This is a genomic window from Bilophila sp. 4_1_30 (assembly GCF_000224655.1).
GTDB classification, from domain to species: domain Bacteria; phylum Desulfobacterota; class Desulfovibrionia; order Desulfovibrionales; family Desulfovibrionaceae; genus Bilophila; species Bilophila wadsworthia.
In genome coordinates, this window is record NZ_JH114233.1 from 969,468 (window position 1) to 984,830 (window position 15,363).

Annotated in this window: 11 protein-coding genes; 8 read left to right on the forward strand and 3 right to left on the reverse strand. The window is 60.3% G+C overall.

Features of this window, described 5'->3' with window-relative positions; all coding sequences use genetic code 11:
* Both HMPREF0178_RS23105 and HMPREF0178_RS16110 read right to left on the reverse strand, forming a co-directional pair.
* Window positions 1–172: glycogen debranching enzyme N-terminal domain-containing protein (locus HMPREF0178_RS23105; RefSeq protein WP_009380876.1), on the reverse strand; the 172-nt coding region annotated here is incomplete at its 3' end.
* A 397-nt stretch (window positions 173–569) separates the two neighbouring features.
* A complete protein-coding gene (locus HMPREF0178_RS16110; RefSeq protein ID WP_009380877.1) occupies window positions 570–2,024 on the reverse strand; it encodes a sensor domain-containing diguanylate cyclase in 1,455 nt (484 codons plus the stop codon).
* A 332-nt stretch (window positions 2,025–2,356) separates the two neighbouring features.
* Here HMPREF0178_RS16110 and ppk1 point away from each other — a divergent pair, with 332 nt between their 5' ends.
* Genes ppk1 through HMPREF0178_RS16125 form a run of 3 tightly spaced genes read left to right on the forward strand, consistent with a single transcriptional unit; the run spans window position 2,357 to window position 7,022 of the window.
* Window positions 2,357–4,504: a polyphosphate kinase 1 gene (gene ppk1 / locus HMPREF0178_RS16115; protein ID WP_009380878.1), complete on the forward strand. Its 2,148-nt coding sequence runs from the start codon at window positions 2,357–2,359 to the stop codon at window positions 4,502–4,504.
* A 26-nt stretch (window positions 4,505–4,530) separates the two neighbouring features.
* A complete protein-coding gene (locus HMPREF0178_RS16120; protein ID WP_009380879.1) occupies window positions 4,531–5,433 on the forward strand; it encodes an HD domain-containing protein in 903 nt (300 codons plus the stop codon).
* Window positions 5,418–7,022, forward strand: a complete 1,605-nt coding sequence (locus HMPREF0178_RS16125) for a Ppx/GppA phosphatase family protein (RefSeq protein WP_231377916.1) — start codon at window positions 5,418–5,420, stop codon at window positions 7,020–7,022. Before HMPREF0178_RS16120 ends, HMPREF0178_RS16125 begins: the two co-directional genes overlap by 16 nt.
* A gap of 158 nt (window positions 7,023–7,180) precedes the next feature.
* On the opposite strand, the gene mgtA is transcribed toward HMPREF0178_RS16125, so the two are convergent.
* Window positions 7,181–9,883, reverse strand: a complete 2,703-nt coding sequence (gene mgtA / locus HMPREF0178_RS16130) for a magnesium-translocating P-type ATPase (RefSeq protein ID WP_009380881.1) — start codon at window positions 9,881–9,883, stop codon at window positions 7,181–7,183.
* 846 nt (window positions 9,884–10,729) lie between these two features.
* Between mgtA and HMPREF0178_RS16140 the strand changes: the two genes are divergently transcribed.
* The 5 genes from HMPREF0178_RS16140 to HMPREF0178_RS16160 form a co-directional block, all read left to right on the forward strand.
* Window positions 10,730–11,365, forward strand: coding sequence for a hypothetical protein (locus tag HMPREF0178_RS16140; RefSeq protein WP_009380885.1), 636 nt, complete (start codon window positions 10,730–10,732; stop codon window positions 11,363–11,365).
* A gap of 173 nt (window positions 11,366–11,538) precedes the next feature.
* Window positions 11,539–12,309 (forward strand): AraC family transcriptional regulator, encoded by a 771-nt coding sequence (locus HMPREF0178_RS16145; RefSeq protein ID WP_009380887.1) that lies wholly within the window; start codon window positions 11,539–11,541, stop codon window positions 12,307–12,309.
* 72 nt (window positions 12,310–12,381) lie between these two features.
* Complete coding sequence (locus HMPREF0178_RS16150) at window positions 12,382–13,053, forward strand: B3/4 domain-containing protein (RefSeq protein WP_009380889.1); 672 nt, start codon at window positions 12,382–12,384, stop codon at window positions 13,051–13,053.
* Window positions 13,054–13,122: 69 nt separating this feature from the next.
* Complete coding sequence (locus HMPREF0178_RS16155) at window positions 13,123–13,992, forward strand: DMT family transporter (protein WP_009380891.1); 870 nt, start codon at window positions 13,123–13,125, stop codon at window positions 13,990–13,992.
* A 675-nt stretch (window positions 13,993–14,667) separates the two neighbouring features.
* A partial coding sequence (locus HMPREF0178_RS16160) for an ABC transporter substrate-binding protein (RefSeq protein WP_009380896.1) occupies window positions 14,668–15,363 on the forward strand: 696 nt, incomplete at its 3' end.

The window sequence follows — 15,363 nt, forward strand, 5'->3', positions numbered from 1 at the left end:
GCCGCCCCGCCGGGCTTTCCAGATCGGCCACGAGCAGGCCGTGATACTTCCGCGTATTGCAGCAGATGAGCGAGCTGGAAGCGTAATCACCGAGGCCGTTGGTCTCGATCCATTCTTTCCTCAGGGATTTTCTGATATTCTGGCACGTGGGCTTATCGAAACGAAACTTCATGTCCACTCCTTCACGGCAAAAGGGGAAACACACCCGTAAAAAGCGACAAGGCAAGAGCACCCTGCGGACAGGGTTAACGAGGTCTCTTTAGAGATGGTTGACGATAAGCAAGCGCCCTGTGCACGGTGGCAGAGGCGGAGGGAGAAATTGAAGCGGCGGGAGGAGCCGCCCGGAACGGGCTGGCCAGCCGGAGTGCTTCTACGGCCAATCGCTTCAACTTTCAGTATGCTTACCTTCCTGAAACGGAGGAGCCCGTTTGGGAAGGAAGACTACTGACGAACGTAGGATACTACCATGATTAAGCTATAGCTTCCTACTTCTGTAATAATCATTTTGGGCCGAAAATCAAGGGCACACCAGAAATCTTATTATTCTTCCCAGCTACAGTACAGTAGACTTACACGCCCGCACCACAAGACGCCCCATCAGCCGAAGGGGACGTTTCAGTCCCGTTCCGGCAACGGCGGCGCTTCTTGTGTTCGTACATGTCGGCATCGGCCAGCCGCATCAGCGCTTCCAAGGAATCGGCCTCGGAGGGGTACAGCGCCAGCCCCATACTCACGGCGGGGTTCAGGTCTATGCCTTCAAGATGGTAGGGTTCGCTTCCGATGGCTTCCAGCATACGGCGGAACCGCTCTCCGGCAATGCACCGCTCGCTGACGCCGTACAGGATAGCGATGAACTCGTCGCCGCCCAGCCGGATCAGCGTGCCCGCCGTCGACAGGGCGCTCTGGAGCCGCTCCGCGAACCCGTTCAGCAGCTGGTCGCCGCAATCATGGCCGTACGTGTCGTTGACCTGCTTGAAGTCGTCCAGATCCATGTAACAGAGCGCAAAGGGCCGCTTCGCCTCCATCGCCTTCTCCAGTTCACGGAACAAGACTCGGCGGTTGGGAAGCCCCGTCAGGGGATCGTGCTCCGACATCAACTCCAGCCGCTTCTTTTGATGGGCAAGATCCACGGCCAAACCCACCACGCATGAGAACAGGATGCTGATAAAGGTGGCGATGCCGAAAGAAGCGTACCGGATGCTCCAGTTCCACCCGCCCTTGGGCGTCACGCTCAGGATCCAGTCCGCATTGGGCAGGTGCACCTTCCTTTCCACGGGCTCGATCAGCGTTTCGGCGGAACGCAACAGCACGATCCGGTCCCCCGTATCGGGGTGGATGCGGGAAAGCTGGTACACGTAGTTCTGCTTGTCGAGGTATTCGAGTTTCACCGGATCCAGCACGTCCGGAAAAGCGAAGGTCACGCAGATGAGCCCCCAGAACTTCTCCTGGGCCGTGATATCCCCTTCCGGCTCGCCCATGAACACGGGAAGCCTGACCGCCATCGCGTAGCCGCCCTGAATCAGATCGAACGGGCCGGCAATGGTGGCCTTGCCCGAATCCCGCGCCAGCAGCGCCTCGCGGGAACGCTCGGGGTTGGCGAACAGATCGTGCCCGATGGCCTTCTTGTTGCGCTCAAACGGGTATACTTTGGTAACGACGCCGCGGGGGGCCAGATTGATGTTGATGGTGCTCGGGTGCATCTTCACCAACTCTTCGGCGTAGGAGTAGAACTCCGAGATCCGGCCCTCCCCCTGCCGCAGCAGGGCTTCCACCAGATAGGCGCTCGAAAAGGCGTTGGCGACGACGTATTGGATCTTCGTGGCGTAGCTGTCGACGACGTACCGGGCTTTTTCCCGTTCCTGAAGCACACGGACGTGTTCCAGACGGAAGAGGAAAAGATAACTCCCCAGCAGACAGACCAGCAAGACGCCGAGGGCATACAAGACGCTCCGGCAGTTCCCGCCTTCCCGCAAGACGCCGGTGTCGAACGTCCTTCGCTCTCCGTGCCGTATCAGTCGCTGCATCGTCATTCCTCAAACGCACTCATGCGGGGAAAAGTTCTTCAGGCAGACAAACATATTCTTTAACCATCCCACGAATCCCCTCTTTCGGCAAGGGCTTCCGGATTGCCGAAAGAGGTCCCGCCGCCGTTTGGCCCCCTTTCCCCCCTCTCTTCAGCAACCTCTTGCCGAAGTGGAAAAAAAATTCCATCAGCCGTGTCGGAATCGACTGATATTTTTCAACCTTCTTATACTCTGGACTTTTTTCACACAATCGTCATACTACTGTAACATACTTCCAGGGCCCGCCTGCTACAAGACCTGCATCCATGCCGTCATGCGAAGGAGGAGCGATCGTGGTTTCCAAAGATTCCGAAGGGTACCCGGAGCAACTGTGCGCCACAGAGGAAATCAGTGAACTGGCCTGCCCCAACCTGTACCTGAACCGGGAAATCAATTGGCTGGACTTCGATGCGAAAGTGCTCGACGAAGCCACGGATGCCGGTCTCCCGCTCCTTGAGCAGCTTAAATTCCTCTCCATCTTCTACAACAACCTCGATGAATTCTTTATGGTCCGGGTGGCGAACATCTATCGCCAGTACCGCAGCGGGGCCGTGTCCTCGTCGCCGGACCGCATGACGCCCGCCAAACAGCTCGCCGAAATCCGGCGCAAGGTGCTTATTCTGGTTTCCCGCGCCCAGGAGCATTGGCGCAAGCGGCTGGCCCCGCAGCTGCACGACAAGGGCGTACGCCTGATGCGCTATGCGGACCTCTCGGAAAAGCAGCGCAAGTTCCTCGACGGCTACTTCAGGAACGAAATCTACCCCATCCTGACCCCGCAGGCCATCGATCCGGGCCACCCCTTCCCCACGATTTCCAATACCAGCCTCAACTTCATCATCCAGCTGCGCAGCCGTGACGGCGTCACCCGGTTCGCCCGCCTGAAGTGCCCCAACAACATCTCCCGCTTCGTCTTCATCCCCCGGAACAAGGAGGCCAAAACCTATGCCTCGCTCGGCTTCAACGCCAACGTCCGTGACAGCGACATCATCCTGCTGGAAGATCTGATCGCCGAATACCTCGGCGCGCTGTTCCCCGGCAACACTGTCGTCAACGCCGGGCTGTTCCGCATCACGCGCAATACCGACGTGGAGATCGAGGAGGACGAAGCCGACGATCTGCTGGAAGCCGTCAAGGATCTGGTGGAACAGCGCCGCTTCGGCGACGTGGTGCGCCTTGAGATAGCCCACGGCACGGCCAAGGAACTCAGCGCGTTCCTGACCGAGCGGCTGGGGATGCAGCCGTTCCAGATTTACCGGGTCAAGGGGCCGCTGGCCTTTTCCGAACTCATGGCCCTTTACGGCGTGGACAGGCCGGGCTTGAAAGAATCCCCCTTTTACGGGCGTACGCCGAGCGTGTTTCAGGAAGGCGACATCTACGCGCACATCCAGAGCAGGGATGTTTTCCTCTTCCATCCCTACGACAGTTTCACCCCGGTTCTGGATTTCATCCGCCGCTCCAGCGAGGACCCCGGCGTCATCGCCATCAAACAGACGCTCTACCGCGTGGGCAACGCTTCGCCCATCGTGAAAGCCCTTATCGAAGCCCGGCGCTCCGGCAAGCAGGTCACCGCCGTGGTCGAGCTGAAAGCCCGTTTCGATGAGGAACGCAACATCACGTGGGCCGAAGAGATGGAGAAGGCGGGCGTCAACGTAGTCTACGGGCTCGTCGGCATGAAGATACACGCCAAGCTCTGCCTCGTGGTCCGGCGCGAACCGGAGGGGGTTTCCCGCTACGTGCACATCGGCACCGGAAACTACAACCCCTCCACCGCCAAGATGTACACCGACATGGGGCTGATCACCGCCAACCCGAACATCTGCGCGGACGTCACCGATCTCTTCAATGTCATGACCGGATACGCCCACCGCGAGCAATACAGGGAACTGCTCGTCTCCCCGCTGTCCATGCGCCGCTCCCTGCTGGATATGATCCAGCGCGAAACGGCCCTGCACCAGCAAAATGGAAACGGCGAAATCATTTTCAAATGCAACCAGCTGGTGGATAAACACGTTATCCGGGCCCTGTACAGGGCTTCCATGGAGGGCGTGCGCGTCCGGCTCCAGGTGCGCGGCATCTGCTGCCTGCGCCCCGGCGTGAAGGGCATCAGCGACAACATCGAGGTGACGTCCATCGTCGGGCGTTTCCTGGAGCACACCCGCGTCTACTGGTTCAACGCCAATGGGGAAGGCCGCCTCTATATCGGCAGCGCCGACATCATGCCCCGTAACCTTGATCGGCGCATTGAAGTGCTTGTCCCTATCCTCGATCCCGGATTGCGGGCGTGCCTGCGCAACGATATTTTGGAAACACACCTCCGCGACAATCAGCAGACGTGGCGACTTCAGGAAGACGGCACCTATTGCCGCATCAAGCCCGACAAGGGAGAAGAACCCGTCAACGCACAGGAAATCATGATGCGCCGCAGCCGGGAGTGTGTCTGATCCTCAAACGCTCAAAAGGAAAAACCATGACCATACATACGGAAGACCAGTTGCAGGAACCGCAGGCCGAACCCAAAGCGACCCCGGCGAAACGCCCCGCCAGAACCGCGAAAAACGCCCCCGCCGGAGAATCGCAGCCCAAGCCGAGGCCCGCCCGCAAGAAGCCCCAAAGGGCCCAGCCCGAACCGGTACAGGAATCCGCCCCGGAACCCGCAGCCGTGGCGGAACTCGTAACCGCCGCCCCGGAAGCCTATGACCCCGCTCCGGCATTGTCCGCCCCCTGCTCCGAACCGTGCCCGGAAACTTGCTCCGCCCCCGCCGCCGAAACGGCTGAACTCGCCGAAGAGACGCCCCTCACCACGGCGGTCATGCCCGAATCGCCGGTTATGGCCGATTCGCTGACGCACGGGCAGCGTGTGGCCGCCATCGCGGCGACCCTGTTTCAAGATCTCGCCGCGCTCCACGGGCTCGACGACGTCTGGGGTCACAGGCTCCACCTCGCGGCGCAGCTGCACGACATCGGGTTCGCCGAAGGCCGCAAGGGGCATCATAAAATCAGTATGCGCCTCATTGAGGAAGATCTCAGCCTGAACATCCACGAGGACGATCGCCCGTGGGTCGCCCTGCTCGCCCGCTACCACCGCAAGGCATGGCCCTCGCGCCGGCACGCCCGCTTCGACGCCCTGAAAAAAAGCGACCGGAAGGCGCTACGCAAGGCGGCGTCCCTGCTCCGCATCGCGGACGCGCTCGATTACACCCACACGGGCGTCGTCGGGAACCTTGCCGTCGCCGTCAAGAAGCGTAAGGTCATCATCGCCGTCCAGTGCTCCGGAGACTGCTCCGCGGAAATGGAACGCGTCATCAAAAAGGGCGATCTGTTCATGCACGTCTTCGGACGGGAGCTGGAATGCGTATGTCAGGGGAACTAGAGCGGACGGAAAAAGCCATCGGCATCATCGATCTCGGCAGCAACTCGGTCCGCCTGCTGCTCGTCCGCGTCCATGCGGACGGATCCACGACGATCCTGAATCAGGTCAAGCACATGGTCCGGCTCGGCGAAGGCGGATTCACCCACAACCGCCTTCAGGAAGAGACGATGGCCCGCACCATCGCGGTGCTGCGCGGGCTGGCGGAAATGTGCGCGGTCTATGAGACGACGGAAATCATCGCCATCGCCACGGCGGCCGTACGCGACGCCGTCAACGGCCCCGAATTCATCCGCCGCGTGCAGGAAAAGACCGGGATCGACTTCACGGTCGTATCGGGCCGCGAAGAGGCGCGCCTCATCTATCTTGGGGTTTCCAGCGGGCTGGAGCACAGCAAAAGCCTTCGGCTGTTCATCGACATCGGTGGCGGCAGCACCGAGCTCATCGTGGGCGATTCCCAGTCCTACGTGAACCTCGATTCGCTCAAGCTCGGCTGCGTGCGCCTGACCAACCTGTTCTTTGAGGACAACAAAGGGCCGGTTTCCGCCTATACCTACGCGGCGCTGCAACGTTACGTCCGCAACGAGGCCCTGCACTCCTTCCAGCGCATCGCGGGTTTCGAGATCCCCGAAGCCGTCGCCAGCTCAGGTACGGCCCAGAACCTCGCGGAAATCGCCGCCGCACTGGAGCAGCAGGACGCCGCGCGCACGGGCAAACCCTCCACGGCTTCCAAGCATGTCCTCAGCTATGACGGACTGCGCCGCGCGGTCAAGGAACTGTGTTCCCGCACCCTTGAGGAGCGTAAATCCGTTCCGGGCATCAATCCCAACCGGGCCGACGTGATCATCGCGGGCGCGGCCATCCTCCAGACCATCATGGAGGAGCAGGGATTCGAGAGCGTGACCATCAGCAACCGCAACCTGCAAAACGGCATCCTCGTCGACTACCTCATGCGGACGCATCCGCAGAAGGCCGGTTCCCGCCTCTCCGCCCGCGAGGAAAGCGTCCTCCAGCTGGCACGGTTCTGCCGCTTCGAGGAAAAACATTCCCGGCACATCGCGAAGCTGGCCCTTGAACTGTTCGACAGCGCGCGGGCCATCGGGCTGCACGACGCCCCGCCCGTATCGCGCGAGCTGCTGTACTATGCCGCCCTGCTGCACGACATCGGGATCTTCATTTCCTTTGCGAACCACAACGCGCACAGCCACTATCTGATCCGCAATACGGAACTGCTCGGTTTCACGGAACGCGAAATTGAGCTCATAGCGGCGCTGGCGTTCTTCCACCGTAAGCGGCCCTCCAAGAAAATCCCGCTGTTCCTCCAGCTTGATGAGGGCATCCGGGAAGAGGTACGCCTGCTGTCCCTGTTCCTGACCCTTGCGGAGCGCATGGACAAAAGCCACCGCCAGATCATCCGTTCGGCCCGTTTCGGGCGCACGCCGGACGGGGAACTGGAGCTGTGCCTTCGTGCTTCCGAGGTCTGCCCCATCGAAATCGAAGAGATCGGGCGCAGCCACAAGCTGATCAAGAAGACCTTCCACACGCATTTCACGCTTTGCCCCTGTCTCGAAAACGGGGCGCCTATTGTCTGAAAAGCTGGGGGAATGAGTATACCGGGAAGGGGCCGTCCTCCCCCTCCCCCGGTCCCCTCCTCTCTCCTTCCCAAGACTTTTGACTGATGGGGAGGCGGCGCGGAGGGAGGTCGTTCCGGCTGAGGCGGGGATTCCTCCGCACCGTCAGCCGTTTTTGCTTACAGCAGTTCACCGTACTTTTTGATGAAGATGCCCTTAAGGGTTGTCGTCAGCAGCATGTAGGCCGCAAGCGTGGCGAACAGCCACGGGAAGAACGCGCCCGGAAGCGGCATCATGTCGAGAGCCCCGCCGACTGTCGTAAACGGGATGCACGTTCCCGCCAGAATCCCGAGCGAAGTCAGCCCCGTCACCTGCCACGAGGCCCGGCTGCGCAGAAACGGAACCTTGGGCGTACGCAGCATATGGAGCACCAGCGTCTGCGTCCACAGCGATTCCACGAACCACCCGGCCTGAAAGAGGCCCACGAACGCGACCTGCATTCCCGCGTCCAGCGTCTCATACGCCCCCCCGAACACCAGCGGGCAGATGTAGGTATACAGCAGAACGAACGTCGTGATGTCGAATACCGAACTGGCGGGCCCGAACCAGATCATAAACCGGCTGATCGATGAAGCGTCCCATGTCTTCGGCTGCTTCAGGAAATCCGCATCGACGTTGTCCCACGGCATGGCCGTGCACGAAATGTCGTAGATGAGGTTCAGCACGAGGATCTGCAGCGGGGCCAGCGGCAGGAACGGCAGAAACGCGCTCGCCGCCAATACCGAGAACATGTTGCCGAAGTTGGAGCTTGCCGTCATCTTGATGTACTTGATGATGTTGGCGTAGATCCTGCGGCCCTCGATCGCGCCCTGCTCCAGCACCATCAAATCCTTTTCCAGCAGGATGATGTCAGCGGATTCGCGGGCGATGTCCACGGCGGAATCCACCGAAATCCCCACGTCCGAAGCCTTCATCGCCGCCGCGTCGTTGATGCCGTCGCCCATGAAACCCACGGTATGCCCGTTCTCGCGCAGGCACGTCACAATGCGCGCTTTCTGCTGCGGAGTCAGCTTGGCGAAAATGTCCGTACGCTCCGCCGCAGCGCGCAACACCGCGTCGTCCATCGCCTCCACATCCGAACCGAGCAGCAGGGAATGGGACCGCAACCCCACCTGCCCGCACACGCTGCGCGTCACCGCGTCGTTGTCCCCGGTCAGCACCTTGACCGCGACGCCGTACTCCTTCAGCGCGGCAACGGCAGCCGCCGCGGAATCCTTCGGGGGATCGAGGAAGGCGAGATACCCGATGAGCACCATGTCCGACTCGTCCGCCACGGAAAACGCTCCGGCGACCATCGGATTCGTCTTGTGGGCCACGGCGATGACGCGCAGCCCGGCCTCGTTGTACCGCCGCACCGTGGCGAGGATCTCCTCGCTCAACGCGCTGGTGAGCGGCTCCACATTCCCCTTGTATTCCGCGTAGCTGCAAATGGAGAGCATTTCCTCCACCGCGCCCTTGGTGATGATCTGCGTCTTGCCTGCCTTGTCCGCCACAACCACGCTCATGCGCCGCCGGGTGAAATCGAACGGGATTTCGTCCACCTTCCGGTAATCCTGCCACAGCGGGAGCATGTTCGTCTCGTAGGCGTGATCCACGATGGCTTCGTCCATCAGGTTGCGCAGGCCGGTCTGATGGTAGCTGTTCAGGAAGGCGTGGCGCAGGACACGCTCATCCACATTGCCGTGCACGTCGAGCGGATATTCCAGCACGATGCGATCCTGCGTCAGGGTCCCGGTCTTGTCCGTGCACAGGATGTTCATGGCCCCGAGATTCTGGATCGCATTGAGATGCTTTACGATGACCTTTTTCCGGGACATGGCGACCGCGCCCTTGGCGAGGTTGGCGGACACGATCATGGGCAGCATTTCCGGGGTCAGGCCCACGGCCACGGACAGTGCGAACAACGCTGCCTGCACCCAGTCGCCTTTCGTAAAGCCGTTGAGGAAGAGCACCACCGGAACCATGCCCACCATGAACCGGATGAGCACCCACGATACGGCGTTCACGCCCTTCTCGAAATTCGTGCGGACGCGCGTTTCCGCGACGCGCCGGGCCAAAGCCCCGAACAGCGTATCCTTGCCCACGGCGATCACGAGGGCCAGAGCCGAACCGCTAACCACAGTACTGCCCATGAACGCGAGATTGTTGCATTCCAGCGGATTGCCGCCCGTCTGCGGCTGCGCGGCGGTCCACTTTTCCATCGGTTCGCTCTCGCCGGTCAGCGATGACTGGCTGACGAAAAGGTCTTTGGTTTCGACGATGCGCACATCGGCGGGGATCATGTCGCCCGCGGCGAGCCGGATCACGTCGCCCACAACAAGCTCCGAGATGGGACGTTCCCGGCTCTCGCCGTCACGCATGACCGCAATGGTGGTCTTGACCATCGCCTGCAAACGTTCCGCCGCGTTGCCCGAGCGCACTTCCTGCACAAACCGCAGGGTGCCGCTGATGAAAACCATGATGCCGACGATGAGAACGGCGGTGAGATCGCGATCCTCCGGCTCGACGATGACGTAGTCGGTGATGAAGGAAATGACCGCCAGAACAATGAGAACGACGGTAAACGGGTTGATGAAGGCTTTAAACAGACGCTTCAGGATGGAGTCCGCCTTTTTGCGGGCAAGCTCGTTCCGTCCGAACAGCGCCCGCATGATGTCGGGCCGGGGCTGTCCTTGGGGCGTCGTTTCGTAGGCTGCAAAGACCTCTTGCGGCGTCTGGCGGGCCGCCTCAAGAAGCCGGGCGGACGCGGGGCGGGCGGCAAGTCCGCGGACCTCCTGCGTGACGTTCAGGTCCTTTTCCGTTTCGAGCTGCTTTTTAATCATAGTTTCAACCTCATGAATGCTTTTCGGATCAGGCGGGAACCGATCCGACGGTGACTCCGAATCACGGCTGCAAGGCAGCCTTTCCACGCGCGGGGAACGAACGCCGCATGAGCGGCGGGGTTCCCGGCGAACAGCCTGCGGCAACAGGCAATGTCCACAAGACACCTCCGATGTTGTCATTGATAAAACGAAGCGGCGACGGAGCGCAGCCTCATGAAACGCTGAGTGAGACGCCCTGAAAAGGGCACGGCAAAAGACGAACGGCGGTTAACGGCCGCGTTCGTGAGGAGAAAGGCGCAATCCGAAGAGGGTGCGCCGCGAGAAGGACGGGCGAAGGGAGAAAGCCCCGGCCATACGGAGACAGCCGAAAGGCGCAAGTAAAGACGCCGGGAGCTGGAATTCCCGGAAAAAACGGACAAGGGCACGCGAGACGCCGCTCGTATGCAAAGACGAGAAGAAGGACATGGAAACCTCCTGAGCCGCCGGGGGGTGCTCCCCGGACCCGTCAGAAGGTCAGAAGAAGCACGCCGGCAGCGGTTGCTGTGGCACTATCAGTTGACGGGCAACTGTGACTACTGTCGGACGACATGCTTTTCCTCCTTGGCGAGATGTGGAAGTGCCGCTTTCGCAGCTTCCGGGGCGATACCTAAACAACTCTCCCGTTAAAGTCAACGCATGATATGCGATCGTACAGCTTCCAATGCGGCACCCGCGGCGGCAAACGGGCTTTTCCGGTTTTCGATGCGGAACAATGTGATTTCAATCATTGTCTTCCCCGACCCCCGGCGTGTACGGGTAGGAAAAGGCCGCCGATTTCAAGGCGGCGCAAACCGCCGGAGGGGTCCCATGACCACAGCTACGGACATGTTCAGGCAGCATCTGCAAGAAACTCAAGCCATCCATTTCCTCCCCTACGTGGGGGACGGCTACGCCGACGCCAGCCCGCGTATCCTCATGCTCGGCGAAGCCAACCACGGCACGGCGCCGGACGGAGCCGACAGAACGTACACTGACGGGGTCGTGCGCCGGGCGCTCCAAGATGCCGCCGAAGGCAACGGCAGCCACTGGGTCCGCTACATCCGCAACATCTCCGCCATGCTCACCGGGAACGCCTACGGCGGCCCCAACGCGGTATGGGATACCGTGGCTTACGGCGTGTTCTTCCAGCACATGGAAACGGAAGCGCACCGCAACCGGACCCGCGCCACGCCGGAAGAAATCGCGCTCGGACGCGGGGCGTTTTTTGCCATGCTCGACGTTCTGAAGCCCGATTTCGTGATCGTCTGGGGACTGACCTTGTTCAGACAACACTGGCTGTCCTCCGAAAGCGGCATCACCATGCTTGATCCCGGACTCTGCGCGTATGCCTTCACGGATCGCCCGGATGTCCGTATCTGGCACTGCCACCACCCGTCGCGGGATTTCAGCCATGTTTCCGAACACCAGAAATGGGAGGCCGTCCGGGAACTGCATATCCACTGATGCCCCTCCCGGCCTTATTCAGGTTTCCCTTACGCGTCCGGATGCCGCCTCCCGGATGGGGCCCGGCCTTGTAAGCCCGGAGGCTTTGGGCTTATAAGATGCCGTATGCGCCGCACGGACAACCCGTTGCGGAAAACGGCGCATCTTTTTCGGCATCCATTGCGAGGCGGGCCATGTCCATCCGGATCGATTTCTTGAGCTACGAGGGGGAACGCAACAACGAGCGGCACCCCCACGCGCAGTTTGTCCTGCCCATCGCCGGTGAACTGGAAATCTCCATCGGCGGCGCGGAAGGCAGGCTTACCCCCTCCTGTGCGGCGTTCGTCGCGCCCGGCGTCCCGCATTCGCAGCTGGCGACCGTCTCGAACGCCTTCCTTATCGTCAACTGCGATCTTGCCGAATGCGGCGTCCCTGCGGCGGAGCAACTGGCGGAACAAGTCTTTCTTCCCGTTTCCGAAGCCACCCGACACCTGATCGGATTCGCGGAGCTGTCCAGAGACCGCTTTTCGCAGCCGGGCACCACGCAATGCTGGATGCCCCTGCTCCTCAACTCCTTCCTTGAGCGCCCGGTATGCCGCCCTTCCCGGCTCGCCGCACTGGAAAGGCTGATCGATGCCCACCCCGGCGCGCCGTGGACTGTGGGCGAAATGGCCCGGCGCATCGGCATCAGCCCGAGCAGGCTGCACGCGCTGTCCCGCTCCGAATGGGGCCTCAGCCCGCAGGCATGGCTGGCCGAACGCCGTATCAGCCACGTACGGAAATGGCTGGCGGAATCGGATCTGCCGATTGCGGATCTGGCGCTGCGGGCCGGGTACGCCGATCAAAGCGCGCTCACCCGCGCCATGCAGCGTCTGACCGGCCTGACGCCCGCCGCCTACCGGAGGCAAACGCGATTGGAACAAAAAAACAGGAGCCCGGAACAAGACTCCCGGACCCGCCCGTGATATTGTCCGTTCCGGCATGAGGGCGAGGCGGCCGTTTCGCCCTCGGCAATCCCCATTGCACAAGGAGCGGACATGTCGGCCCCCAACATCACCATCGATCCATCCATCAGGGACGCGTGGCCCGAAGCGCGTCTGGGCTGCTTCATCTACACGGCGGACGTACGCGCCCGCGAAGACTCTCTCTGGACCTGCCTCGAAAACGAAGTTGCCCCGTACCTCAAAACCATGCTGGAGACCACGCCGCTGGCCCAGATCCCCAACCTCGACGAATCCCGGAAGGCGTACAAGGCCTTCGGCAAGGACCCCGGACGCTTCCGCGTTTCATCCGAATCGCTGTACCGCCGGGTGCGTCAGGGCAAGGCCCTCTACCAGATCAACAGCGTCGTGGACGCCAACAACCTTGTCTCGCTCGAAACGGGTTTCTCCCTCGGCTCTTACGATACGGCCCGCATCGGTGCGGACATCGTTTTCCGTCTGGGCAAAGCCGGGGAAGTGTATCCGGGCATCGGCAAGGACGACATCGCGCTCGAAAACATGCCCCTGCTCGCAGACGGGGAAGGCGCGTTCGGAAGCCCCACCAGCGACTCCACCCGCGCCATGATCACGCTGGAAACCCGCTCCTGCCTGACGGTCGTGTTCTCCTTCTCCGCCAGATCCAAGCTTGAGGAAGCCCTTGCCCTGACCGTCAAGCGTTTCGGCCGGTATGCGAACCCCTCGGACGCGGAATCCTTCATCATAGAATAGCATTCAGGCTTGGGACAGAACGCGGCCAAACTTCGCGCGGAACTGCCGACCCTATGGAGGAAACCGTTTATGGCAAAGGATTCGAAGCAGGTGACGGGCTATCTATATGTGCTCGCTGCCGCCGTCCTGTGGTCGCTCATCGGCCCTTTTTCCAAAATCTGCATGGAAGAAGGCCTTGCGCCGCTGGAGGTGGCCTTCTGGCGCGCCCTGCTCGGCGGCATCTGCTTTTTTGCCCAAACGGGCATCTGCGGCGGGGCGCGCATCCCTGTGAAGCACGCGATGTTCTTCTGCCTTTTCGGTGTGTTGAGCATCAGCGTGTTTTTCAGTTCGCTGCAAATCTCCATCCAGTTAAGCGGAGCCGCCATGGCGATGGTGCTGCTGTATACGGCTCCCGCATGGGTGGCCGTATTCTCCCGCATCCTGTTCCATGAAAGCTTCTCCTCCCGTAAGGGCATCGCTCTGGCGCTGGCCCTCTTCGGAACGGCGCTGGTGTGCTTCTCCGGCGGAAGCCTGAACGCCGAGCCGTCCGTGCTCGGCATCGTCTGCGGGCTCATATCCGGCCTTTGCTACGCCTCGCATTTTCCCTTCTATGTCTGGTGGCAGCCCCGCTACTCCACCGCCACCCTGTACGCCTACATGCTGCTCGGAGGCGCACTCGCCCTGCTCCCCTTCGTGGACTTCGCCCCCACCCGCTCGTGGACGGCATGGGCCAACCTGCTGGCGCTCGGCGTGGTCACGAACTACGGGGCCTACCTCGCCTACGGGCGGAGCCTTCAGCTCATCAGCCAAGTCAAGGCGGCCATCATCGGGAACATTGAGCCCGTGCTGGCGACATTCTGGGTCTGGCTGTTCTGGCATGAGAACTTCTCCGCCTACGGGTGGGCGGGCAGCGCGCTGGTCATCTCGGCGGTATTCCTGCTGACGGCGGATCGAAGCTGATACGGCTCTCCCACGTTACGGCACACGGCATGTTCTTTGGACATGCCGTTTTTTTTTGCGTCCTCCCGCAACACGTTTTCTCAGAAATATATTTATGATTTCAATGCAATATAATACTTTATATCTACCATATTCCATTGAATAAACAAACAACATCTTTTCCTTGAATCAGATAGAAATGCAAACATTCAGGAACTGTAAATCATGAAAGTTGAGTACACAATCTATCGTATGTTTTCTTTACGTTTGAGCAATCAATCTAGTTCTTTTCTTTATTTCATCGTGCTGATTACTTCCATATTGAAACTGTTTCATAAAAATTCTTATGTAACGCGATAGACATCTTTTGCTGTTTATTCAAACAATGAAACGTATACAGAATGTATTTTTTATTCAAAAAAATACTTTATCTTTATTCTTGACAAAGAAAATAGTTTCTGTATGAACTGAACCATCGCGCAATCGGTAGTTAATGCATTACATCCGTAGATTGTTATATTATTCATTATCTATCCTGTGTGGTATTTCCGGCATACTGCGTTTCTTTAGTACACGCAACGTTCGCCGGATTTCCTTTTCGAGATAGTGCCTGTTCAGCGGTAATCCTCCGCACCAGGTTTTATCTATTGTTTAGAGGCTGCTTCAATAACAATCTTACAGTTGGAGGATGGAAGCATGAAACTCGGCACTCTTTTGGGCGCGTTTGCCTGTATGGCTCTGAGCATGGGGCTCGCCACCCCCGCCAAAGCGGAAGATCCCATCAAGATCGGCGTCTACATGCCTCTGACCGGACAGAACGCCTTCGCCGGGCAGCTTGAACTTGAAGGCATCCAGCTTGCCCACAAGATTGCGCCCACGGTCCTTGGCCGCCCCGTCGAACTGGTCATCGTCGACAACAAGTCCGACAAGGTCGAAGCCGCCAACGCCGTGAAGCGCCTTGCCGAGCGCGACAATGTGACGGCCATCATCGGGACCTACGCGTCCTCCCTCAGCCTCGCCGGCGGCGAAGTCGCCGAACGCGCCAAGGTACCCGTCCTTGCCACTTCCAGCACCAACCCGCTCGTGACGCAGGGCAAGAAGTACTACTTCCGCGCCTGCTTCATCGATCCCTATCAGGGTGCCGCCGCCGCGACCTACGCCTACAAGGATCTCGGCTTCAAGAAGGCCGCCGTCCTCACCGACGTAGTCAGCGACTATGCCGTGGGCCTCTCCAACTTCTTCAAGAAATCCTATAAGAAGCTCGGCGGCGAAATCGTGGCCGACATGAAGTACAGCTCCGGCGACCAGGACTTCACCGCCCAGCTCACCGAACTCATCAGCAAGAAGCCCGACATCGTGTTCATGCCCGCCTACTTCGCCGAAGGCGCCATC

What these genes read in the sequence shown, in the direction of transcription:
- HMPREF0178_RS16145 (WP_009380887.1), top strand. Translation starts at nt 11,539, where the DNA reads ATGTCCATCCGGATCGATTTCTTGAGCTACGAGGGGGAACGCAACAAC.
- mgtA (WP_009380881.1), bottom strand. Translation starts at nt 9,883, where the DNA reads ATGATTAAAAAGCAGCTCGAAACGGAAAAGGACCTGAACGTCACGCAG.
- HMPREF0178_RS16150 (WP_009380889.1), top strand. Translation starts at nt 12,382, where the DNA reads ATGTCGGCCCCCAACATCACCATCGATCCATCCATCAGGGACGCGTGG.
- HMPREF0178_RS16125 (WP_231377916.1), top strand. Translation starts at nt 5,418, where the DNA reads ATGTCAGGGGAACTAGAGCGGACGGAAAAAGCCATCGGCATCATCGAT.
- HMPREF0178_RS16155 (WP_009380891.1), top strand. Translation starts at nt 13,123, where the DNA reads ATGGCAAAGGATTCGAAGCAGGTGACGGGCTATCTATATGTGCTCGCT.
- HMPREF0178_RS16120 (WP_009380879.1), top strand. Translation starts at nt 4,531, where the DNA reads ATGACCATACATACGGAAGACCAGTTGCAGGAACCGCAGGCCGAACCC.
- HMPREF0178_RS16110 (WP_009380877.1), bottom strand. Translation starts at nt 2,024, where the DNA reads ATGCAGCGACTGATACGGCACGGAGAGCGAAGGACGTTCGACACCGGC.
- HMPREF0178_RS16140 (WP_009380885.1), top strand. Translation starts at nt 10,730, where the DNA reads ATGACCACAGCTACGGACATGTTCAGGCAGCATCTGCAAGAAACTCAA.